This is a genomic window from Streptomyces tyrfis (genome assembly GCF_037034285.1).
GTDB lineage: Bacteria > Actinomycetota > Actinomycetes > Streptomycetales > Streptomycetaceae > Streptomyces.
On the sequence record NZ_JBAGJZ010000020.1, the window covers coordinates 45,967 to 66,176 of the forward strand.

Below are 20,210 nucleotides of genomic sequence, written 5' to 3' on the forward strand. Positions count from 1 at the left end.
GCGTCTACGGCTGCCCGACACGGAGCTCGGCCAGGGCGATGCCGTACGCCGCGCAGAGGCCGGAGCAGTACACCCGGTCGGGCTCGCTCGACCCGTACACACCGGCCCGCGTCCACCCAGTCAGGAACGGCGCGCGCTCGTCGAGGTCGTCCGCAACGTGGCCGCACCGTTCCGTGGTGCAGGACCCCGGCGCCTCGACGAGCCGCCCGGGCGTGGGCAGGCCGTCCATGCCACCGTTCCACTGCTTCTGCGCGGAACTCGCCCGCCGAGAACCGCTGGTGGCCCTCTTCCGAGGTGCCCTGGTGGCGGCCATCAGCGCACCCCGGCCTTGTGGAGGGCGTCGGCCAGGCCAAGCAGGTTGCCGATGCGGGTCTCGTCGCAGGTGCCGCACCGGGGGCAGGCCGTCCGAAGGGTGAACCAGACCTGGCCCTCGCAGTGAGCGGTGTAGATAAGGTCGGCGCCCGGGGCAATGGTGACAACGGCCTGCAAACAGTCCTCGTCCATCACCGACACGGGCAGCCACGTACCCAGAGCGGCCGCAGCCGCCTCCCCGAACGTAGCGACCGCCCCCCGCTCCGCGTACCGGACGGCGTCCGCGTCGGCCTGGCGGTCCTGCTCCCGGATGGCCTCGTGCCGCTCGGCGATCTGTGCCGCGCACAGATCCAGAAGCGCGCCCATGTCCGTGGCGCGGGCAGGTACGTCGTGCTGAATGGTCATCATGAGTCCGTCTCCGTGCTGCGGGGGTCGTCGGTGATACGGCGGTCGGCGTGCCACGCGACCGCGAACACGGCCAGGACGAGCAGGCCGATGGCGATGAGGGCCAGGAGGGCCCAGGCCGCGGCGGTCACTCGTCGGCGTCCGGGTCGTAGGCGGTCGCGACCTCGAGCGGAGTGACGGTGTAGCCGGTGGAGAGGCGGTCGCCGTCCACGCAGATGTCGAGCTCGAGGCCGGCCGGGTCCGCGTCGTCGACGCACCACTCGAAGAACAGGGCCACGGTGTCCGGGTACTCGCGGGACACGAGCGCCTCGCAGTGCTGCTGCGCGGCCTCGGCCGTGGTGTAGAGACCAGCCACGATCGCGTCGTGCTCGGCCCGGTACACCGTGAGCCCGGCCCGTGCTTCCTCGCTGGTCTCGGCGGTGCCGTGCAGCGTGATGAGGATGCGGTCGGCGAGCGCCCGGGCGCTTCCCTGCCACGAGTGTCGAACCTGGTGATCTACGGCCTCGGTGACCTTCACCCGCATCGACACGATGGACGCGCCGGGGATGAGCCCCTGAACGGCGGCGCTGATGGCCTGCCGCGCCGCTTGGCAGCTGCGCGCCATCATGCCGCGACCTGCCCGGCGGCCGTGTCGACCAGGGTGTATGCGACGACCCGGACGCCGTTCACGGCGCCGATCGCGGAGACATAGGTGCGGGCGCTTCCGTCGCCGTTCGGGGCCTCGGTCACCGGGGCGGCGACGTGGGCGGCGAACGACCGCACAGCGGCGGCGTCCCTGCTGAAAAACCAGGTGATCAGCGGCCCGTCGTGCCATTCGGCCATCTCCACCACGACGCTGGTGGGCAGGACGGGGGTGGTACTCACCATCTGTTCGCTGACGGACAGGGCCGCCATGTAGGCGTCGCGGCGCGCCAGGTCGTTGATGATCCGGGCGCGTGACGCCTCGGCCCGGGCGGTCGGTTCATCGATGCCGGCGAGTTCCCGGGAGCCGGGGTTCCGCCCGAGGGCGATCCGCTGCCGCGCCTCGGTGTACGTCGCGGGCGGCTTGGTCAGGAGCAGCGCCCACGGGCGTTCACCGGCGGGCTGAGTCGCCGCGGCGAGCGCGGCCGCGATACGGGACTGGGTAAGGTACTGCACGGTTACCTCGATTTCTGAAGTGGTTGAGGTGCCGAGGGGTCGCACACGGACCGGCCAGTCCGGGCGGCCCCGCTTTCGTTCAGGCGCGCTGGGGGCTGCGTGAGGGCAGCGGCTTCAGATGTGCCATCGGGTGCGCGCCGATGGCCGGCGCGGAGACGGCCAAGGGGCCCGCCGTCGGTTCGTGGTGGTGCATCTGGTCGATGCGGTCCAGGTCCGCGTCCGTGAAGGTCACGGAGCGGCCGAGCTTGGAGTGCGGCAATCGGGCGATGTTCCGCCGAAGCCACCGTTCCTCGACCCGGAGGGCGTCCGCTGCTTCGGCGTACGTGTACCGGCGGCTCATGCCGACCTCATGTGGTCGGGCACTGCTGCAAGTTCGACACTGCGGCCAACCGGCGCGAAGAGGATCAGGGTGTCCACGCCGATGGCTCGGGCGATCGCATGGGCGGTCTGCTCTTGGACAGACTGCTGCGCTCCGGTGAGCAGGTTGCCGATGGTGCTCCGCGACGTACCGGACTGCTGGGCCAGCTCGCGAACGGTGACGCGGGCGCCGGTGCCGGTGCGCCCCATCAGCTCTCGCAGCAGGCCGGGTTTGACGATCTTGTACTGGGGGGCGTGAGTAGCCACATCCACCTCGTGCAGTAAGTCATTGCATTGCTTGGATGATCTGAGCATTGCATAGCTTGGACGGCGCGTCCAGTTGCTTGGATGTTGCGTGGGGATTTAGTCAAAGACTCCGTGCGCCCTGGCATGCCTCGCTTCACGGCATGGACAATCTGTCCAGCGCGCGGGATGACTGGCCCGTCGCAGCCAGGGGGGAGTCGCCATACGCCTCGCTGGTCACATGGACACCCTTGGCCCATGACATGACACACGGAGTGGCAAGATGAGCCTCATGGCTGCTGACCAGGACGCACCCCCCGGCCCCGCCGGGCGGGCCCAGCTCAGAAACCTTGTGAGAGAGCGCAAGGCCGCCCTCGGGCTCAGCTTCGAAAAGCTCGCACAGCGATGCGTCGACCCCGAGTCGGGCGAGCAGGTGATCAAGTCGTCGTGGCTCCACCGACTGGCCACCGACCTCAGCGTCCAGGCGCCAGATCTTCCCCAGCTTCGCGGCCTTGCCGTCGGCCTGCAGGTACCGCTGTACCGAGTGCAGGACGCGGCCGGCGCCGAGTTTTTCGGTATTGACACCGAGTGGTCGGCGTCGGGTGATGCGCGAGCTTTCCTTGAAGGTGCCGATCGGTTGACCCCCGAGCAGCGCGAGCAGATCCGCCGTCTCATGGATGCAATGGCCCCGCCGGAGTAGGTCGCGGGCGTACCTCGCTGGCCAGGGGCGTCATGCAAGGTAGCTTCCGCGCGCTCACCGTAGGCAAGATCGGTGCGGGGTGGCAGCATGGCTCTTCCGCCTGGGGGGCGCAAGGGCTATAGCCTGCCTATGCTCTTTGAATCGAACACACGATCGAGGAGCGGGCCACGCACTGGGGGTCAAATGGCTGACACACAAGGATCGGCGAGCGAAGGATCGGCGAGCGTTCGGTTCGAGATCGTCTCGAACACGGACATGCCCACCGAGCGCAACCTCGTACCCGTTGAACGCTGCGGTGAGCTCACCTGGTTCGTTCGTGAGGGGCACATGAGCCCGGCACTCTGCACGGAACTCAACCGCGCCCTCACCCACGTCACCCGCACCGGCCGGTGGACGCAGAACTGGGATGGCCCCGGCAAGCCGCCCCGGCACAGCTAGGCCGAGTGCACAGATCTGAGCGCGATACGGGGAGCGGGTACCCCCATTGCGGCCTCGACGGCGGCCATGATGTCGTCGTCGAGACCGCGCACCAGATGCCCGTACCGGTCCACTGTCGTCTGAATCGACTCGTGACCGAGCCGCAGTTGGATCGCGGGCAGCGGCACGTTCGCCCCGATCAACCATGCGACGTGCGTGTGCCGCAGATCATGTATGCGCGGCCGTTTCGGCAACCCCTTCGCGACCGCGGCCTTGACCGCAGGCTGCCATTTCCGGTTGTAGAAGTTCGCATGCCGCCACTCCCCACCCATCGCCGCCCGGAACACGAAATCGTCGGGGCGACGGCCAGCAACCTGCTTGCGCACGAGATCGACCTGCACGGGGGAGAGCGCGATCAGACGCCGGGCCCGCTTTGTCTTCGGCGGCCCCAGGTAGAACGCCCCGCCTGGGCTCCCCTTCTTCGCCTTCTTCCATGCGCGCTGCACGGAAGCGGTCGGCCGATCGGAGGTGAGGTTGATGTCCCTGACCTGGAGGGCAGTGGCCTCGCCCCAGCGCATGCCCGTGCTGACGAGCCAGTCCGCGAGGGCACGTGCACCAGGGTCGGTGATCTCGACGGCGATCCGCTGGTACTCGTCCCGCTCCAAGAACGTCATCTCCTCCTCGACGTGGTCATCAACGCGGGGGAGTCGGGTCTTCTTGCAGCAGTTCGTGGTGCGGAGCTGGGGCGTCGCGTCAACGGCGGCCTGCACGATGCAGAAGAGCAGCCCATGCCGATTCGCGATGCTCTTCGGGTCAGCCGGCCGCCGGAGCCAGGCGTCGGGCTTCGTCGGGTCCGGCTCGCCTTTCTCCTCGGCGCGTACCCAGTCGGCGATGTCGTCCTGGGTGAGGTTGCCGATGGTGGCCAGGTGCTCCCGACCGGCCGGGCCGGTATGCCGGAGGAGGGACAGGTGGATGCGGAGGTCGCGGTGGTAGTCCTCGCGGGTCCGCTCGTCGATGCCGGTGAGACGGTCGATGTACCGCGCGGCCCACGTCTCGAACGGGACGTCGCCAGGTATCGGGGTCTCCTCGACGAAGCCCTCGCCGCGCACCCAGCCGTGTGGCCACTGGCCACCGTGGGCCTCGACGAGATTCTTGAACTGCTTGGCGCTGTCGGAGTCGCCGAACTTCTCGCTCTGCCACTCGCCGTCCTGGCGCCACTTCACCTGGTAGGTGGTGGTGCCGTCCTTTTTGGGTCGTTCCACGATGCTCGCCATGTGGGGACGATATGGCACAGGTCCGACACCTGTGTTCCCGTGATGTTCCCAAGTTGGGGGATATGAAGAAGGGCTGACCCGTTTTCACAGGTCAGCCCTTGATCATTGAGGGTGAGTAACGGGACTCGAACCCGCGACATCCTGGACCACAACCAGGTGCTCTACCAGCTGAGCTATACCCACCATGTCCGCTCGTTTCCGACCGGCCGAGAAAAAGTGTACAGGGTCCGGGAGGGTGCTCGCGCCTCCATTGTGCGCTCGCCGCCCGGGCCCCCCGAAAGGCCCACCACCAGTGCCTTCGGCTCGAGGCCGGGGCGGATGCGCGAAGCCCCGCCGTACCGCCCGTACGCGTGCGGGGCGGGCGATACGGCGGGGTTCCGTCGAGGCGGCCTACGGCGCGGGCGGCGCGAGGCGTGTCGCGATGGCCCTGGCGTGCTCCGAGTCGGGGCCGGGCCGCGGGACGAAGATCGCCTCGCGGTAGTAGCGGAGCTCCGTGATGGAGTCGCGGATGTCCGCGAGCGCCCGGTGCGTGCCGTTCTTCTCCGGGCTGCTGAAGTACGCCTTCGGGTACCAGCGGCGCGCCAGCTCCTTGATCGAGGACACGTCGACGATCCGGTAGTGGAGGTAGCCCTCCAGCGCCGCCATGTCCCGGGCGAGGAACCCGCGGTCGGTGGAGACCGAGTTCCCGCACAGCGGGGCCTTGCCGGGCTCCTTCACATGCTCGCGGACATAGGCCAGCACCTGGGCCTCGGCGTCGGCCAGGGTGGTGCCCCGGGCCAGCTCGTCGAGGAGGCCCGAGGCGGTGTGCATCCGGCGCACCACCTCGGGCATCGTCTCCAGGGCCGCGTCCGGCGGGCGGATCACGATGTCCACCCCTTCGCCGAGCACGTTCAGCTCCGAGTCGGTGACCAGCGCGGCCACCTCGATGAGTGCGTCTTCCGTCAGCGAGAGCCCGGTCATCTCGCAGTCGATCCACACCATGCGGTCGTTCATGACCCCACCCTACGGGGCGCTCCGTTGACCCGGCAGGGTCGGGCGGCCGGGCACATAGGCGTCGGGCCCCGGCTTCCCGAGCTCCGACGCCGCCCCTATCGCCGCCGGCGCCGCCACGACGTGCGGCCCCGGCGGGGCCACCGCGACGCGACGGCCCGCCGAACCGGTCTGGGCGGGCACGATCGTCTCGATCACGTCCCCGGCCCCTTCGCCGCCACCGCCCTGCGGACGCCGGGCCCGGTACGCGGCCCGGTACGCGGCGGGGGAGGAGCCCAGCTGACGCCGGAAGTGCCCGCGCAGCGCGACCGGAGAGCGGAAGCCGCAGCGGCCCGCGACCTCGTCGACCGAGTACTCGGACGTCTCCAGCAGCCGCTGCGCCTGGAGCACCCGCTGGGTGATCAGCCACTGGAGCGGCGCGCTTCCGGTGAGCGAGCGGAACCTGCGGTCGAAGGTCCGCCTGCTCATGTAGGCGCGCGCGGCCAGCGTCTCCACGTCGAACTGCTCGTGGAGGTGCTCCAGCGCCCAGGCCACGACCTCGGCGAGCGGGTCGGAGCCGATCTCCTCAGGTAAAGACCTGTCGAGGTAGCGCTCCTGACCGCCGCTGCGCCGCGGCGGCACGACGAGCCGGCGGGCCAGTGCCCCGGCGGCCTCCGTGCCGTGGTCCGTGCGGACTATGTGGAGACAGAGGTCGATTCCGGCGGCGGTCCCGGCCGAGGTGAGCACATCGCCGTCGTCGACGAAGAGTTCGCGCGGATCGACGTGGACCGACGGGTAGCGCTTGGCCAGCGTCGGCGCGTACATCCAGTGCGTGGTGGCCGGGCGGCCGTCCAGCAGGCCGGCGGCGGCGAGCACGAACGCGCCGGTGCACAGCCCGACGATGCGGGCGCCCTCCTCATGGGCGCGGCGCAGCGCGTCCAGCGCCTCGGCGGGCGGCGGCGAGGTGATCGAACGCCAGGCGGGCACCACCACGGTGCCGGCCCTGCCGATCGCCTCCAGCCCGTAGGGCGCGGTGAGTTCGAGTCCCCCGGTGGTCCGCAGCGGCCCCTCTTCCCCGCCGCAGACGAGGAGCCGGTAGCGCGGAACTCCCGCGTCCTGTCGGTCGATTCCGAACACGGAGAGCGGGATCGAGCTCTCGAAGATGGGGCCGCCGCTGAACAGCAGCACGGCGACGACTTCCCGTCGTCGTCGGCCGCTGAGCTTCCGTACGGCCTCCGTTGCGGTGGCGGAGTCCTGGCTCATGACGCTAAGCCCCCCTCGGTGTTCGTGTCTTCCTGGTCCTTGCGGGCCTGTCGCTCCTGCACTTTTCCCCTCGGTCCTGCACGAGTCCCCGGTCTCGATACCCAAGATCGAATCTACTGCGTCCCGTGGCACCGTCGTGACAAGTTCACCAACCGGCGTTATGTCGACAAGGCAACTTGGCGGGAAGCGTTCGCTCACGAAGCGTTTCACTCAGCGGCCGCACAGGGAAGTGCGCCTCGCCTTGATGGCCCGTCCCTGTCCCGTCTTCGGCGGAGAGAATCGTACCGCGCGGTCTCTTCCTTCCTGGTGGCAAGGGGGTTGATCGGCCATTTCGGCAAGGAGGCGGCAGGGGTATGAAGTTGGCTGAAAATAGATGGTTGTGCATACGTGATTCAGTCAGTAGACCGGCGCACAACCTCGGTGCGCGGGTGCTTCTTTGCGCCCCCTGGGCAGGCCGGACGGCCGATCCCCCCGGAACGCCGGCGCGGGGCCGGCGGGCGATCGGATTCTGACCGGTGGGCCGGTATCGCTCCGTCGCCGGGCGGAGGGCTCCCGTGCGGGGCCGTGGGGCGGGTGGGGCGAGACGGGTCCGGGAGGCGGGCGGCCGTCGCGGCGGGCGCTCCGGGCGTGTTGATCCACTCCGGGCGGAGGCCGGGGTTCCGGTGCGGGCCCCCGGCGGGCCGTACGAGGCCCGGCCGCCACGGGGCGGCGCCCTCCGGGCCCCCGGTCGTCCGTGTACGGCGCAACCGGCATTGCCAGGACGGGGCCGCCTCGGGCATGCTCCCTGGAACGTCGCGCGTGCTTTGCGCGGGTCTGGGCAGTGGAGGAATGCCGCCGTACCCTTGGGGGTAAGGGGTTGGGAAGATGATTCCCGGACACCGCTACACCGCCCGCTGACGCACCTTCCCCCAGTCGCTCTCCTCACGAGGACTCTCTTCGCCGAGACACCGATGGCCGGTCACGAAATCCCCGAACCCGCCGACCGCAAGCGGGTAGCCGACCCCATGTCGGACCCGCGGACGGTCGAAGAGACACGTCATTCCTGCGATCCCGCCTTCCAGCACGGGGTCGTCGTCGGCTTCGACGGCTCCACCTCCAGCGAGCGCGCCCTCGCGTACGCCATCGGCATGGCCCGGAGATCGGGCTCCGGCCTGATCATCGTCCATGTCGCCAACCGGCTGCCGACCACCGTCTGGGCGGGCTGCGAACCGCCCGTCTTCGTCGATGTGCCCGACCACCGCACCGAGGTGCTCGGCCTGGAGCTCGCCTGCGCGGACTACCTCGCCGAGGTGCCCTGGGTGCTCGTCGAGCGGGGCGGGGACATCTGCCACGAGCTGGAGGAGGTCGGCCGGGAGTACTCGGCGGACGCCATCGTCGTCGGCTCCACGCACGGCGTCGTCGGCCGCATCTTCGGCTCCGTGGCGGGACGCCTCGCGCGGCGCGCGCAGCGGCCGGTCGTCGTCATCCCCTGAGCGTTCCCCGGCCTGCGGCGGCCGGGGACGGGCTCCCGCCCGGGGGAGGGGGCGGTTCTTGCCCCCGGACCGCGCGCCCTGCCGGCTCTCATGCCCGGCTGACCCCCGTGACAGCCCGGCCCCCTGCCCGCCTGGCGCGCCTGCCTGGCCCCCTGCCTGCCTGGCCCCCTGCCCGCCTGGCGGGCCTGCCCTCCCGGCGCGCCTGCCCGCCCGACCCGCGTGCCCGCCTGGTCCTCGTGCCCCCGGCCGGGAGCGCTTCCGGCCCCGGCGCGCTCCTGGCCCCTGTGCTCCCGGTTCCCGCGCTCCTGGGCCCCTGATCCGGGGCCTGCCCGGGGCGTCCCCGGCCCGTGCGCTGCCGTCCCGGTCCGCCGGGCCCGAGTGTTCCCCGTCACCTTCCGAATGATCGCTGTCTTTTACGGGGCGCCCGCCGACGGCCGCGGAACGCCTTCCGCCGCCGTCCGAGCGATCACCTCCCGGGCTCCGCCCCCTCCGGCCGGTCGGCCCGTTTCGGCGGGGAGGCCGGTTCGTTCGCCCGACGTGGCGTCAAGTCGACTGCGGAAACCGGCGGTCCACCGACCGGCGGTCATGGATCGCGCTCTCAGGAATGGGGCGTAACGGTCAACGGGTGGAGGGGCGGCGTGCGCCGGGGCGCTCCCGGCGCGGATCGTTCGCGCCCCGCAGGAATCCTCGGGCCGCCGGCCCCCGGGTGCGCCCCGGTGCCGACCGTCCCGCAGGCGCTTGGTATCGGTCACCCGCGCACTTGTGCGAAGGGCTGACAACCGCCGGTACGGGAACGGCCTCCGATACGGGAACAACCCGGTACGGGAAAGGCCCCGTACCCGCCGGGGAGGCGGATACGGGGCCGGTTCGGCCGGAGCTGGGGCCGGGCGGGACGGGCCCGCCCGGCGGCGTGGCTCCGTCCGACCGCTCGACGGTCCCGACGGGTCCCGACGGTCCCCGACCGGTCCCGACGGATCCCGACTGACCTCGACCGATCTCGACCGGTCCCGTCTCCTCGCGCCTACTCGACGGTGACGGACTTCGCCAGGTTGCGCGGCTTGTCGATGTCCCGGCCCATGGCCAGCGCCGTGTGGTACGCGAGGAGCTGGAGCGGGATGCCCATCAGGATCGGGTCCAGCTCGTTCTCGTTCTTCGGCACGACGATGGTGTGGTCGGCCTTGTCCTGCTCCTGGTGCGCGACGGCGAGGATGCGCCCGCTGCGGGCCTTGATCTCCTCCATCGCGGCCCGGTTCTTCTCCAGCAGGTCGTCGTCCGGCACGATCGCGACCGTCGGCATCGCGGGCTCGATCAGCGCCAGCGGCCCGTGCTTCAGCTCGGAGGCGGGGTACGCCTCCGCGTGGATGTACGAGACCTCCTTGAGCTTCAGCGACGCCTCGCGGGCGACGGGGTAGCCGCGCACCCGGCCGATGAACATCATCGACCTGGCGTCCGCGTACTCGGCCGCCAGCCGCTTGATCTCGTCCTCGTTCGCCAGGATCTCGCTGATCTGGGCGGGCAGCCTGCGCAGCCCGTCGATGATCCGCTTCCCGTCCGCGACCGACAGGTCCCGGATCCGGCCCAGGTGCAGGGCGAGCAGCGCGAACGCGACGACCGTGTTGGTGAAGCACTTGGTGGACACGACGCAGACCTCGGGCCCGGCGTGCACGTACATGCCGCCGTCGGCCTCCCGGGCGATGGCGGAGCCCACCACGTTGACGACGCCCAGCACCCGGGCGCCCTTGCGCTTCAGCTCCTGGACGGCGGCCAGCACGTCGTACGTCTCACCGGACTGGGAGACCGCGATGTACAGGGTGTCCGGGTCGACGACCGGGTTGCGGTAGCGGAACTCGGAGGCCGGCTCGGCGTCCGAGGGGATCCGGGCCAGCTCCTCGATGAGCTGCGCGCCGATCTGCCCCGCGTGGTACGAGGTGCCGCAGCCCAGGATCTTGATCCGGCGCACCCCGCGCGCCTCACGGGCGTCCAGGTTGAGCCCGCCCAGGTGCACGGTGGCGAACCGGTCGTCGATCCGGCCGCGCAGCACGCGGTCGACGGCGTCCGCCTGCTCCGAGATCTCCTTGTGCATGTACGTGTCGTGGCCGCCCATGTCGTACGACTCGGCCTCCCACTCCACGGTGGTGGGCGTGGCGGTCGTGGACGAGCCCTCCGTCGTGTACGTACGGAAGTCGTCGGCCCTCAGCGTGGCCATCTCGCCGTCGTCGAGGGTGACGACCTGGCGGGTGTGGGCGACGAGCGCGGCGACGTCGGAGGCGACGAACATCTCCTTCTCGCCGATGCCGAGGACGACCGGGGAGCCGTTGCGGGCGACCACGATCCGGTCGTTGAAGTCGGCGTGCAGCACGGCGATGCCGTACGTGCCCTCGACCGAGCGCAGCGCCTCGCGGACCTTCTCCTCCAGGCTGTCCGCCTGGGCGCGGGCGATCAGGTGGACCAGCACCTCGGTGTCGGTCTCGGAGAGGAACTCGACGCCGTCCGCGACGAGCTTCGCACGGAGCTCGGCGGCGTTGTCGATGATGCCGTTGTGGACGACGGCGACCTTGTTGTCGGCGTCCAGGTGCGGGTGCGCGTTCTCGTCGCTCGGGGCGCCGTGGGTGGCCCAGCGGGTGTGGGCTATGCCGGTGGTGCCGCTGAAGCGCTTGGGGATACGGGCCTCCAGCTCGCGGACCCGGCCCTTCGCCTTCACCATCTTCAGGGCGGCGGGCTTCCCGGCCGGCGCCTTGCCGGTGACGACGATGCCCGCGGAGTCGTAACCCCGGTACTCCAGCCGCTGCAGCCCTTCCAGCAGCAGCGGGGCCACATCGCGCTTCCCGATATATCCGACGATTCCGCACATAGAGTCTCTGCCCCTCCATCGATGTACTGGTGGTGCCCGGCCTTCGACGGGCCGGCGCTCCGGTCGCCCCGGCCGTCGCGGCCGGGCGCGGCGGCCTCGGGTTCCCCCCGGCCGCCCCGGTCGCGTCAGCCGTAGACGATGCGGCGCAACTGACGGAGCGAGAACTCCGGTGGCGCGACCGCGCGGTGCGGCAGCTCGGCCGCGATCCGCTCGAAGATCTCCGCGTTCACCAGGCCACCGGACTGCAGTTCCCGGTGGCGGCGGCGGACGAAGTCCTCGGCCGTCTCGTCGAAGTACGCCAGCACGTCGAGCACCACCCGGGCGGCCTCACCGCGCGGGAGCGCGGTGCTGCGGACCAGGTGGTCGATGAGGTCGTCATGCGACGGGCGGCGTTCGAGCACTCGTTGATATTGCGGTCGGAGGAGCGTTGGCGCAACAATTCTGCCCGATATCGGGCAGGAGTAGGTGTGATTGCGCTCTCGGGCGGGCCTGGAACCGGACAGGAGGCGGTCAGAGGCGCTTCAGCACGGCCTGCTTGGCCGCGCTGAACTCGTCGTCGGTGAGCACCCCGGCCCGGTGCAGATCGCCGAGCTCGCGGAGCCGCCGCAGCAGCACGTCGTGATCGTCGGCGGGCGGGGCGTCCGGCGAGGGGACGGGGGCCGGGGCCTTGCGCAGGGCCTGCGCGGGACCCGGCCCCTCGCCCGCGCCGCCCGTGCCGCCCGTGCCGCCCGTGCCGCCCGTGCCGCCCGTGCCGCTCGCGCCGCCCGCGCCGCCCGCCTCGCCCGCCGGGTCCGTCCCGGGGCCCGCCCCCGGCCCGGTCGCCGCCGCAGCCGCGGACGCGGCCGCGGGGATCGCCGCCGGCCCCCGGTCCGCGCGCGCCTTCGATCCCGTCGCGCCCGGCAGCCTGACCAGCACCGCCGCCGCGACCAGCACCGCCGTGTACTCCTTCTTGGACAGTCCCCACAGGTCCAGTGCGTACGGGTCGAACTCGGCCGCCGGCGCCGGTGCGGAGCTCAGACCGGGCACGCCCCGGACGAAGCGCAGATGCCCGTTCGCCAGGCCGATGGAGGGCATCCAGTGCACCTCGGTCACCTCCGAGACGGGGAAGGCGACCGGGCCGCCCGAGCTCTTGACCTCCTCGGCCTTCCAGTTCCAGGTGAGCCGGACGGTCTGCCCGTCGAACGAGGCCGTGCCGTCCCCGCCGCCCCCGGCGACCGGAACCGCGGGCCCCGGCAGCAGAAAGCCGTCCGTGGGGCCGGTCGGCACCTGCTCCAGCAGCAGGGCGTTGCGCACCTCCTCGACGAAGTACTCCGCCACTCCGCCGCGGTCCTTCTCCACCGCCAGCTGGTACGGGTCCGCGCCGTCCTTGAGCCGGCCGTTCGCGGCGCGCAGGATCGGGCAGGCCCCGTCGCGCAGCCGCAAGCGCAGCCGCCCGCCCTTGCGATGGGGTTCGAAGGAGATGCCCGCCAGCGCCCGCAGCGGGACGACGAGTTCGCCCAGCTCACGACGGAGGGGGTGCACCCCTCTCCCCTGGCCGGGCACGATCCGTACCGTCTCGCCGTCGAAGGTCCACGCGCCGTCCTGCTGGGTTATCTCCGCCATGGGCCGGATTCTCTCAGGCGCCCCGAGGGGAGCGCTCGACGCCTTGGCCGTCCGTGGGGCGAGGGACGCGCAGGGTGACGGTCCGGTCGGGCATCCGTATCGGCCGGGACATCCACAGCGCATCCACAGGGCATCCACCGGTGGGAAACGGCTGGGCGACCGGGGGCCGAGGGCGCTCCCGGGCCCGTTGCCGATCAGCGAGCGGCCGACCGCTCGCGCCCCCAGGCGGCCAGCGGCCGGAGCGCGTCGTTGAGGCGCGCGCCGTCCTCGGTCAGCGAATACTCGACGCGGGGCGGCACCTCGTCGTACGAGACGCGGCGCACGATGCCGTCCGCCTCCATCTCGCGCAGATGGGAGGTCAGCACCTTCTCGGTGACCCCCGGGAGCAGGCGGCGCAGCCGGCCGAAGCGGAGGCAGGGGTTCTCGTGGAGCGCCCAGAGGACCAGCACCTTCCACTTGCCGCCGATCACCTCCATCGCGGTGTCGATCCCGCAGATGTGTCCCTCCGGTGTGCTCGGCCGGTTCAGCGTCGTCATGCCCCACCCCTCCGACGTGCTCGCTCACCTCAGAGTAACCACCCACTCCGAAGTGCGTACTTGATCACTTCCGGCCCTGTGACCAGGCTCATGGGCATGCCACAGAACACCGCTGACGTCGTCGGCATCGAGAAAGCTCCCGTCACACTGCTGGGCCTCGGCGCGATGGGCACGGCGCTGGCCCGAGCCTGGCTCGCCGCCGGCCACCCGCTCACCGTCTGGAACCGCACCCCGGCCCGCGCCGCCGCGCTCGCCGCCGAGGGGGCGTCGGTCGCCGCCGGCGCCGCCGAGGCGGTCGCGGCGAACTCACTGGTCGTCGTCTGCCTGTTGGACGACGCCTCCGTCGACCAGGTGCTGGCCGACGCCGACCTGACCGGCAAGGACCTGGTCAACCTGACCACCAGCACCCCCGCCGAGGCGCGCGCCCGCGCCGCGTGGGCCCGCGAGCGCGGCGTCCGCTACCTGGACGGCGGGATCATGGCCGTCCCTCCGATGATCGGCGTCCCGGAAGCCGGAGGGTACGTCTTCTACAGCGGCTCGCGAGAGCTGTTCGAGCGTCACCGGGAGACCCTGGGCGTTCCGGCCGGAACCACCTACGCCGGCGAGGACGCGGGCTTCGCGTCCCTGTACGACATGGCCCTGCTCGCCGGGATGTACGGGATGTTCGCCGGGGCCGCGCACGCCTTCGCCCTGATCCGCAAGGAGGACGTCGACCCCGCGGCGCTCGCTCCGCTGCTCTCCGACTGGCTCGTCGCGATGGCCCCGGCGGTCCACCAGACCGCCGACCATCTGCGGAGCGGCGACTACACCAAGGACGTCGTCTCCAACCTCGCCATGCAGGTGGCCGGCGTGCCGACCTTCCTGAGCACCGCCGAACAGCAGGGCGTCAGCCCCGAACTGCTCAACCCCTACTTCGCGTTGATGCGCCGCCGCCTGGCGGAGGGCAGCGGCGACGAGGGCCTGACGGGCGTGATCGACCTGCTGGTGCGCTGACCCGCCGATGTGCCGGCTCCGGGCCCGACCTCGGAATAGAGATCGCTGTCGAGTTCCGCTCCGGAATACGATCGGCGCATGTACGAGGGCGAATTGGTCAGGCTTCGCGCGCTGCGCGCGGAGGACGCGGAGCACCACATCCGGTGGCGCAACGATCCGGAGGTGGTGCACTGGGCCACGGGCGGCGATCCGTGCTTCGGCCCGGTCACGGCGGAGGCCGTCGGGCTCGCCTTCGAGACCATGCTGCGGCTGAGCCCGAGGGAGTCGGCCGTCCTCACCGTCGAGGACCTGGCCGACGGCACGGTGATCGGCATGGCGGACTACCGCGACCTGGACCCGTTCGCCGGGTGCGCCACGGTCGGCATCACCATCGGCGAGCGGGACCGCTGGGGCCGCGGCCACGGCTCGGACGCGCTGCGCCTGCTGGTGGGGCACCTCTTCGGGGCGTACGGGCTGCACCGGATCGAGCTCGACACCTGGAGCGGCAACGAGCGCGCCGTCCGCGCCTTCACCCGGGCCGGGTTCCGCGAGGAGGGCCGCCGCCGGGACGCCGTACTGGTGGCGGGCAGGCGGTACGACACCGTGCTGTTCGGGATGCTCCGCGAGGAGTGGCCGGGAACGCCGTCGGACTGACCGGGCCGCCCGACGTCGACCGGCCCGGTGCTCTTCGTTCGCGTACTCCGTCTGCTCCGCCTACTCCGTCACGAGTCGGCTCGTGAAGCCCGCGCGGCACAGCCGCTCGTACGCCGCGATCACGTCACCGGGGACGGGATCGGCGGCCATGAGACCGCGCTCCGGGCAGATCACCAGGCGCGGCAGCGTGCCGACGAGCATGTCGGTCACGAGCCGGTCGTCGTCGACGGAGGCCACGTACTCCTCGAACGTCATCGGGCTCGATTTCCACCCGACGAGCGTTCACATCGGGGAGGGCGGCTGGTACCTCCTCGACTTCGCCCGGGCCTTCACCGGGCCCGGCCTGATCGACCTCGCCTCGTACCACGGCGCCACCGGCGCGCCGGACCCCGTTCGGCTGAGGGTGTTCCTGGAGCAGTACGTCAGGGCGGGCGGGACCGTCCGGGGCGGCCTGGCCGCCGAGGCGTGGGCGCTGGGCCGGCACCGCGTGTGGGCCGTGGAGTGGTTCATGGAACAGGCCGTCTGCTGGGTCAACGACCCCGCCGGGGACTCTGCCCGCATTCCCGCGGTGCGCCGCCGCCTCGACGACGCGGTCCGGCTGCTGGGGGGCTGAACGCGCCCCGCCGCGTCCGGGGCGAACCGGACGCGGCGGAGCGTGGCATGCGGGGCGCCGTGGCGTCAGGCCGTCGGGAGGCCCAGTTCCCGGGCGATCAGCATGCGCTGGACCTCGCTCGTGCCCTCGCCGATCTCCAGGATCTTGGAGTCGCGCCACATCCGGGCCACCGGGTACTCGTTCATGAAGCCGTAGCCGCCGTGGATCTGCGTCGCGTCGCGGGCGTTGTCCACCGCGACCGTCGACGAGTACAGCTTCGCGATCGCCGCCTCCTTCTTGAACGGCTCGTCGGCGACCAGGCGGGACGCCGCGTCGCGCCAGCCGACGCGGGACATGTGGGCCCGGGTCTCCATGTCGGCGATCTTGAACTGGAGGGCCTGGTTGGCGCCGATCGGACGGCCGAACGCGTGGCGCTCGTGCGCGTACTTCACCGACTCGTCCACGCAGCCCTGCGCCAGGCCCGTGGCCAGGGCGGCGATGGCGATCCGGCCCTCGTCGAGGATGCGCAGGAACTGCGCGTAGCCCCGGCCCTCCTCGCCCAGCAGGTTGCCCAGCGGGACGCGGACGTCGGTGAAGGACAGCTCGCGGGTGTCCGACGCGTTCCAGCCGACCTTGGAGTACGGGGCGGCGACGGTGAAGCCGGGGGTGCCGGACGGGACGATGATCGAGGAGATGAGCGGGGCGCCGTTCTCCTTGCGGCCGGTGACGGCCGTGACCGTGACCAGGTCCGTGATGTCGGTGCCGGAGTTGGTGATGAAGCACTTCGAGCCGTTGATCACCCACTCGCCGGCGGCCTCGTCGCGCACCGCCGTCGTACGGGTGCCGCCCGCGTCCGAGCCGGCCTCGGGCTCGGTCAGACCGAACGCGCCGAGCGCCTCGCCCGCGCACAGCCTCGGCAGCCACGTCCGCTTCTGCTCCTCCGTGCCGAAGCGGAAGACGGGCATCGCGCCCAGCGACACCCCGGCCTCCAGGGTGATCGCCACGGACGAGTCGACCCGGGCCAGCTCCTCCAGGGCGATCCCGAGGGCGAGGTAGTCCCCGCCCATGCCGCCGTACTCCTCCGGGAACGGCAGACCGAACAGTCCCATCCGTCCCATCTCCCGCACGATCTCGTACGGGAACTCATGGCGCTCGTAGAAGTCACCGATCTTCGGGGCGATCACATCATGCGCGAACTCCTCGACGGTACGCCGCAGTTCCTCGTGTTCGGCGGTCAGCCGGTGGTCCAGGGACATGGCAGGTCACTCCTTGTGGGCGACTGGGACGGGGAGGGGGACGGGCACGCACGGCGCCGCATGACGGTGGTCACCGGCCCGCGAGCGCGCGGACGGTACGGGACGGGCTGGGGCGGCCCAGCCGCTCGGCGAGCCACACGCTGGTGGCGGTGAGCGCGTCGAGGTCGACCCCGGTCTCGATGCCGAGACCGTCGAGCATCCACACGAGGTCCTCGGTGGCGAGGTTCCCGGTCGCGCTCTTCGCGTACGGGCAGCCGCCGAGGCCGCCCGCCGAGGCGTCCACGGTGGTCACCCCGTGCTGGAGCGCGGCGAGGGTGTTGGCGAGGGCCTGGCCGTAGGTGTCGTGGAAGTGCACCCCGATGGTGTGGGTGCGCACGCCCTCCTCGTTCAGCTCGGAGAGCAGGTCCAGGACGTGGCCGGGCGTGGCGACGCCGATGGTGTCGCCCAGGGACAGCTCGTCGCAGCCGAGGTCCATCAGCGCCTTCGCGACCCGGACGACCTGGTGGACCGGGACGGGTCCCTCCCACGGGTCGCCGAAGCACATCGACAGATAGCCCCGGACGTGCACCTTGTCGTCCTTGGCGCGGGCGACGACCGGCTCGAACATGGCGAGCGACTCGGCGATCGTGCGGTTGAGGTTGCGGGAGGCGAACGTCTCGGTGGCCGAGCCGAACACGGCGATGCGGCGGGCCCCGAGCGCCAGGGCCCGGTCCAGGCCGCGTTCGTTCGGCACGAGGACCGGCAGGGCGACTGCGCCGATGTCGTGGAGCCGGGGGAACAGCTCCTCCGCGTCGGCCAGTTGGGGCACCCACTTGGGATGCACGAAGCTGGTCGCCTCGATCGTGGTCAGTCCGGCCGCGGCGAGGCGGTGGATGAACTCCGCCTTCACCTCCGTCGGCACGACGGCCTTCTCGTTCTGCAGCCCGTCGCGGGCGCCGACCTCGTGGATGCGCACCCGGGGCGGGAGGTCCTGGGCGGGCACGGTCATGGGCAGGGTGCGGGGTGTCATGCGGTCCTCCCCGGATGCGTGGTGGTGGGGTCCTCGCCGGGGCACGTGGTCGTGCGGTCCTCGCCGGGGCGCGTGGTCACGCGTCCTCCCCGGGTCCGGCGGAGGCGGCGGCTTCGGCGGGGGCGACGACGGCCAGGATCTGGTCCATGGCGACCGTGGCCCCGGCGGTCACGTCCAGCTCGGTCACCGTCCCGGCGTGCGGGGCGGAGATGACGTGCTCCATCTTCATCGCCTCGACGACGAGCAGGCTCTGACCGGCCGCGACCTCGTCCCCGACGGCCACCTTCACCACGGTGACGGTGCCCGGCATCGGGGCGGCGAGGGTGTCCGCGCCGGACCGGGCGGCCCCGGCCAGCGCCGCCTCCACCGGGTCGTGGTCCCGCACGTGCCAGGTGTCGCCGTCCCGGCCCAGCCACACCCCGTCCGGGGCGGTGGCGTAGGCGAACGCGTGGGTGACGCCGGAGAGCTCGATGACGAGGCGGTCCTCGGACCGCTCGACCGTGCGGGCCGTCTCCCGGCCGCCGGGCGTCGGGGCCGCCGGGCCGCAGGCGCCCGTCTCGGGCGCGGGCGGCTCCGCGCCCTCCCCGACATGGCCGAACGCCAGCTCGACGTCCGTCGCGCGGGGGCGCAGCGAGACCTGCACCGGGTCGCGGCCCGGCAGCCGGAAGTCGTACACCGTGCGGGCCGGGGTGCCGCCCAGCCGCCAGCCGCTGGGCACCGAGAACGGGTCCACCCAGCCGGAGGACGTCTCCGGGGCGTCGGCCCCGGCGGACCGCCGCAGCAGCGCCGCCGCCGCGTACACCTCCTCCGGCACGCCCTCGGGGACCAGCCCGTCGGCCTCGCGCTCCACCAGACCGGTGTCCAGGTCGCCCGCCGCCACCGCCGGGTGGGCCAGCAGCCGGCGCAGGAAGCCGGCGTTCGTCGGCACGCCGAGGATCACCGTGCCCGCGAGCGCGGCACGCAGCCCGCGCAGCGCGGAGGCCCGGTCGGGGCCGTACGCGATGACCTTGGACAGCATCGGGTCGTACAGGCTGCCGACCTCGCCGCCCGCGCGCAGCCCGGAGTCGGTGCGCACGCCGTGGCCCTGCGGCTCGCGCAGCGCGAGCACCGTGCCGCCGGACGGCAGGAAGCCGCGGGCGGGGTCCTCGGCGCAGATCCGGGCCTCGACGGCGTGCCCGGTGAGCGTGATGTCCCGCTGCGCGTACGGCAGCCGCTCGCCCGCCGCGACCCGCAGCTGCCACTCGACCAGGTCCAGGCCGGTGATCAGCTCGGTGACCGGGTGCTCGACCTGGAGGCGGGTGTTCATCTCCATGAAGAAGTACGACGCCGGGTCGTTGCCCGGGACGATGAACTCCACCGTGCCCGCGCCGACGTAGCCGCAGGAGCGGGCCGCCTGCACGGCGGCCTCGCCCATCGCCGCCCGGGTCTCCTCGTCGAGCAGGACCGACGGCGCCTCCTCGATGATCTTCTGGTGGCGGCGCTGGAGCGAGCACTCGCGCTCCCCGAGGTGGACCACGCCGCCGTGGGCGTCGGCCAGCACCTGGATCTCGATGTGCCGGGGCCGGTCGATCCACCGCTCCACCAGCAGGGTGTCGTCGCCGAAGGAGGCGCGGGCCTCGCGCCGGGCGGCGGCGATCTCGTCCGCGAGGAGGGTCTCGTCGCGCACCAGCCGCATGCCCTTGCCGCCGCCGCCCGCGGAGGGCTTCAGCAGGACGGGGGCGCCGATCTCGCGCGCCGCTTCGGTCAGCTGGGCGTCGGTGAGCCCGGTCCCGGAGGAGCCCGGCACCACCGGGACGCCGGCCGCCGCGACCGTCTCCTTGGCCCGGATCTTGTCGCCCATCAGCGCGATGGCGTCGGCGGGCGGGCCGATGAAGACCAGGCCCGCCTCCGCGCAGGACCGGGCGAAGCCCGCGTTCTCGGCGAGGAAGCCGTAACCGGGGTGGACGGCCTGCGCCCCGGCGCGGCGGGCCGCGTCCAGCAGCGCGGGCACGTTCAGATAGCTCAGCGCGGCGGGCGCGGGCCCGATCCGCACCGCGGCGTCGGCCTCCCGCACGTGCCGGGCGTCCGCGTCCGCGTCGCTGAACACGGCGACCGAGCGGACGCCGAGCGCGCGCAGCGTACGGATGACCCGTACGGCGATCTCGCCCCGGTTGGCGACCAGAACGGTGTCGAACATCGTCATCTGTTCC

23 protein-coding genes, 1 tRNA gene and 1 pseudogene are annotated in these 20,210 nt (G+C 72.0%); 6 read left to right on the forward strand and 19 right to left on the reverse strand.

Features of this window, described 5'->3' with window-relative positions; all coding sequences use genetic code 11:
- Positions 1-4 precede the first annotated feature (4 nt).
- From WA762_RS17310 to WA762_RS17340, 7 genes are all read right to left on the reverse strand, one after another.
- Positions 5-229, reverse strand: a complete 225-nt coding sequence (locus tag WA762_RS17310) for a hypothetical protein (RefSeq protein WP_335936660.1) — start codon at positions 227-229, stop codon at positions 5-7.
- An 83-nt stretch (positions 230-312) separates the two neighbouring features.
- A complete protein-coding gene (locus tag WA762_RS17315; RefSeq protein ID WP_335936661.1) occupies positions 313-720 on the reverse strand; it encodes a hypothetical protein in 408 nt (135 codons plus the stop codon).
- Positions 717-848 carry a hypothetical protein gene (locus WA762_RS17320; RefSeq protein WP_335936663.1) on the reverse strand — a complete coding sequence of 44 codons (132 nt, stop codon included), beginning with the start codon at positions 846-848 and terminating at the stop codon, positions 717-719. Before WA762_RS17320 ends, WA762_RS17315 begins: the two co-directional genes overlap by 4 nt.
- Positions 845-1,324, reverse strand: coding sequence for a hypothetical protein (locus tag WA762_RS17325; protein WP_335936664.1), 480 nt, complete (start codon positions 1,322-1,324; stop codon positions 845-847). The genes WA762_RS17320 and WA762_RS17325 overlap by 4 nt, the downstream gene beginning before the upstream one ends.
- Positions 1,321-1,854, reverse strand: coding sequence for a hypothetical protein (locus WA762_RS17330; RefSeq protein WP_335936665.1), 534 nt, complete (start codon positions 1,852-1,854; stop codon positions 1,321-1,323). The genes WA762_RS17325 and WA762_RS17330 overlap by 4 nt, the downstream gene beginning before the upstream one ends.
- Before the next feature lie 79 nt (positions 1,855-1,933).
- Positions 1,934-2,194: a DNA-binding protein gene (locus WA762_RS17335; RefSeq protein ID WP_335936666.1), complete on the reverse strand. Its 261-nt coding sequence runs from the start codon at positions 2,192-2,194 to the stop codon at positions 1,934-1,936.
- On the reverse strand, positions 2,191-2,526 hold the full coding sequence (locus WA762_RS17340) for a helix-turn-helix domain-containing protein (protein WP_335936667.1): 336 nt from the start codon (positions 2,524-2,526) through the stop codon (positions 2,191-2,193). Before WA762_RS17340 ends, WA762_RS17335 begins: the two co-directional genes overlap by 4 nt.
- Before the next feature lie 220 nt (positions 2,527-2,746).
- Between WA762_RS17340 and WA762_RS17345 the strand changes: the two genes are divergently transcribed.
- On the forward strand, positions 2,747-3,154 hold the full coding sequence (locus WA762_RS17345) for a hypothetical protein (protein ID WP_335936668.1): 408 nt from the start codon (positions 2,747-2,749) through the stop codon (positions 3,152-3,154).
- A gap of 183 nt (positions 3,155-3,337) precedes the next feature.
- The gene (locus WA762_RS17350; RefSeq protein WP_335936669.1) at positions 3,338-3,592 is read left to right on the forward strand and encodes a hypothetical protein; all 255 of its coding nucleotides are present in this window, start codon (positions 3,338-3,340) and stop codon (positions 3,590-3,592) included.
- Here WA762_RS17350 and WA762_RS17355 read toward each other — a convergent pair.
- From WA762_RS17355 to WA762_RS17370, 4 genes are all read right to left on the reverse strand, one after another.
- The gene (locus WA762_RS17355) at positions 3,589-4,845 is read right to left on the reverse strand and encodes a tyrosine-type recombinase/integrase (protein ID WP_335936670.1); all 1,257 of its coding nucleotides are present in this window, start codon (positions 4,843-4,845) and stop codon (positions 3,589-3,591) included. The genes WA762_RS17350 and WA762_RS17355 overlap by 4 nt on opposite strands.
- Positions 4,846-4,955: 110 nt before the next feature.
- Positions 4,956-5,028 (reverse strand) — tRNA-His (locus WA762_RS17360).
- Between the two features lie 207 nt (positions 5,029-5,235).
- Positions 5,236-5,838 carry an oligoribonuclease gene (orn, locus tag WA762_RS17365; protein WP_335936671.1) on the reverse strand — a complete coding sequence of 201 codons (603 nt, stop codon included), beginning with the start codon at positions 5,836-5,838 and terminating at the stop codon, positions 5,236-5,238.
- A gap of 9 nt (positions 5,839-5,847) precedes the next feature.
- Positions 5,848-7,077: a helix-turn-helix domain-containing protein gene (locus tag WA762_RS17370; RefSeq protein WP_335936672.1), complete on the reverse strand. Its 1,230-nt coding sequence runs from the start codon at positions 7,075-7,077 to the stop codon at positions 5,848-5,850.
- Positions 7,078-8,027: 950 nt separating this feature from the next.
- Between WA762_RS17370 and WA762_RS17375 the strand changes: the two genes are divergently transcribed.
- Positions 8,028-8,549, forward strand: a complete 522-nt coding sequence (locus tag WA762_RS17375; RefSeq protein ID WP_335936673.1) for a universal stress protein — start codon at positions 8,028-8,030, stop codon at positions 8,547-8,549.
- Positions 8,550-9,570: 1,021 nt separating this feature from the next.
- Here the strand turns inward: WA762_RS17375 and glmS are convergent.
- The 4 genes from glmS to WA762_RS17395 form a co-directional block, all read right to left on the reverse strand.
- Positions 9,571-11,400 (reverse strand): glutamine--fructose-6-phosphate transaminase (isomerizing), encoded by a 1,830-nt coding sequence (glmS, locus tag WA762_RS17380; RefSeq protein ID WP_335936674.1) that lies wholly within the window; start codon positions 11,398-11,400, stop codon positions 9,571-9,573.
- Positions 11,401-11,525: 125 nt separating this feature from the next.
- On the reverse strand, positions 11,526-11,801 hold the full coding sequence (locus tag WA762_RS17385; RefSeq protein ID WP_335936675.1) for a hypothetical protein: 276 nt from the start codon (positions 11,799-11,801) through the stop codon (positions 11,526-11,528).
- A gap of 109 nt (positions 11,802-11,910) precedes the next feature.
- Entirely contained in the window at positions 11,911-13,002 is a 1,092-nt protein-coding gene (locus WA762_RS17390) for a DUF4429 domain-containing protein (protein WP_335936676.1), read from the reverse strand.
- Between the two features lie 194 nt (positions 13,003-13,196).
- Positions 13,197-13,538: a winged helix-turn-helix transcriptional regulator gene (locus WA762_RS17395; RefSeq protein ID WP_335936678.1), complete on the reverse strand. Its 342-nt coding sequence runs from the start codon at positions 13,536-13,538 to the stop codon at positions 13,197-13,199.
- Positions 13,539-13,634: 96 nt separating this feature from the next.
- On the opposite strand from WA762_RS17395, the gene WA762_RS17400 reads away from it, so the two are divergent.
- A complete protein-coding gene (locus WA762_RS17400; RefSeq protein WP_335936679.1) occupies positions 13,635-14,531 on the forward strand; it encodes an NAD(P)-dependent oxidoreductase in 897 nt (298 codons plus the stop codon).
- 78 nt (positions 14,532-14,609) lie between these two features.
- Positions 14,610-15,164 carry a GNAT family N-acetyltransferase gene (locus WA762_RS17405; protein ID WP_335936680.1) on the forward strand — a complete coding sequence of 185 codons (555 nt, stop codon included), beginning with the start codon at positions 14,610-14,612 and terminating at the stop codon, positions 15,162-15,164.
- Positions 15,165-15,224: 60 nt separating this feature from the next.
- On the opposite strand, the gene WA762_RS17410 is transcribed toward WA762_RS17405, so the two are convergent.
- A complete protein-coding gene (locus WA762_RS17410) occupies positions 15,225-15,374 on the reverse strand; it encodes a hypothetical protein (RefSeq protein WP_335936681.1) in 150 nt (49 codons plus the stop codon).
- Between the two features lie 52 nt (positions 15,375-15,426).
- On the opposite strand from WA762_RS17410, the pseudogene WA762_RS17415 reads away from it, so the two are divergent.
- Positions 15,427-15,777 (forward strand): annotated as a pseudogene (locus WA762_RS17415) (aminoglycoside phosphotransferase family protein); the annotation flags it as partial.
- A gap of 65 nt (positions 15,778-15,842) precedes the next feature.
- Here WA762_RS17415 and WA762_RS17420 read toward each other — a convergent pair.
- The 3 genes from WA762_RS17420 to WA762_RS17430 all read right to left on the reverse strand — a co-directional run bounded on the left by WA762_RS17420 (position 15,843) and on the right by WA762_RS17430 (position 20,203).
- A complete protein-coding gene (locus tag WA762_RS17420; protein WP_335936682.1) occupies positions 15,843-17,012 on the reverse strand; it encodes an acyl-CoA dehydrogenase family protein in 1,170 nt (389 codons plus the stop codon).
- Between the two features lie 70 nt (positions 17,013-17,082).
- On the reverse strand, positions 17,083-18,021 hold the full coding sequence (locus tag WA762_RS17425; protein WP_335936683.1) for a hydroxymethylglutaryl-CoA lyase: 939 nt from the start codon (positions 18,019-18,021) through the stop codon (positions 17,083-17,085).
- Between the two features lie 76 nt (positions 18,022-18,097).
- Positions 18,098-20,203: an ATP-binding protein gene (locus WA762_RS17430; RefSeq protein ID WP_335936684.1), complete on the reverse strand. Its 2,106-nt coding sequence runs from the start codon at positions 20,201-20,203 to the stop codon at positions 18,098-18,100.
- Positions 20,204-20,210: the final 7 nt, after the last annotated feature.

Coding starts and splice junctions, on each gene's coding strand:
- WA762_RS17310 (WP_335936660.1), bottom strand. CDS start 229: ATGGACGGCCTGCCCACGCCCGGGCGGCTCGTCGAGGCGCCGGGGTCC.
- WA762_RS17315 (WP_335936661.1), bottom strand. CDS start 720: ATGATGACCATTCAGCACGACGTACCTGCCCGCGCCACGGACATGGGC.
- WA762_RS17325 (WP_335936664.1), bottom strand. CDS start 1,324: ATGATGGCGCGCAGCTGCCAAGCGGCGCGGCAGGCCATCAGCGCCGCC.
- WA762_RS17335 (WP_335936666.1), bottom strand. CDS start 2,194: ATGAGCCGCCGGTACACGTACGCCGAAGCAGCGGACGCCCTCCGGGTC.
- WA762_RS17340 (WP_335936667.1), bottom strand. CDS start 2,526: ATGCTCAGATCATCCAAGCAATGCAATGACTTACTGCACGAGGTGGAT.
- WA762_RS17345 (WP_335936668.1), top strand. CDS start 2,747: ATGGCTGCTGACCAGGACGCACCCCCCGGCCCCGCCGGGCGGGCCCAG.
- WA762_RS17350 (WP_335936669.1), top strand. CDS start 3,338: ATGGCTGACACACAAGGATCGGCGAGCGAAGGATCGGCGAGCGTTCGG.
- WA762_RS17355 (WP_335936670.1), bottom strand. CDS start 4,845: ATGGCGAGCATCGTGGAACGACCCAAAAAGGACGGCACCACCACCTAC.
- orn (WP_335936671.1), bottom strand. CDS start 5,838: ATGAACGACCGCATGGTGTGGATCGACTGCGAGATGACCGGGCTCTCG.
- WA762_RS17370 (WP_335936672.1), bottom strand. CDS start 7,077: ATGAGCCAGGACTCCGCCACCGCAACGGAGGCCGTACGGAAGCTCAGC.
- WA762_RS17375 (WP_335936673.1), top strand. CDS start 8,028: ATGGCCGGTCACGAAATCCCCGAACCCGCCGACCGCAAGCGGGTAGCC.
- glmS (WP_335936674.1), bottom strand. CDS start 11,400: ATGTGCGGAATCGTCGGATATATCGGGAAGCGCGATGTGGCCCCGCTG.
- WA762_RS17390 (WP_335936676.1), bottom strand. CDS start 13,002: ATGGCGGAGATAACCCAGCAGGACGGCGCGTGGACCTTCGACGGCGAG.
- WA762_RS17395 (WP_335936678.1), bottom strand. CDS start 13,538: ATGACGACGCTGAACCGGCCGAGCACACCGGAGGGACACATCTGCGGG.
- WA762_RS17400 (WP_335936679.1), top strand. CDS start 13,635: ATGCCACAGAACACCGCTGACGTCGTCGGCATCGAGAAAGCTCCCGTC.
- WA762_RS17405 (WP_335936680.1), top strand. CDS start 14,610: ATGTACGAGGGCGAATTGGTCAGGCTTCGCGCGCTGCGCGCGGAGGAC.
- WA762_RS17420 (WP_335936682.1), bottom strand. CDS start 17,012: ATGTCCCTGGACCACCGGCTGACCGCCGAACACGAGGAACTGCGGCGT.
- WA762_RS17425 (WP_335936683.1), bottom strand. CDS start 18,021: ATGACACCCCGCACCCTGCCCATGACCGTGCCCGCCCAGGACCTCCCG.
- WA762_RS17430 (WP_335936684.1), bottom strand. CDS start 20,203: ATGACGATGTTCGACACCGTTCTGGTCGCCAACCGGGGCGAGATCGCC.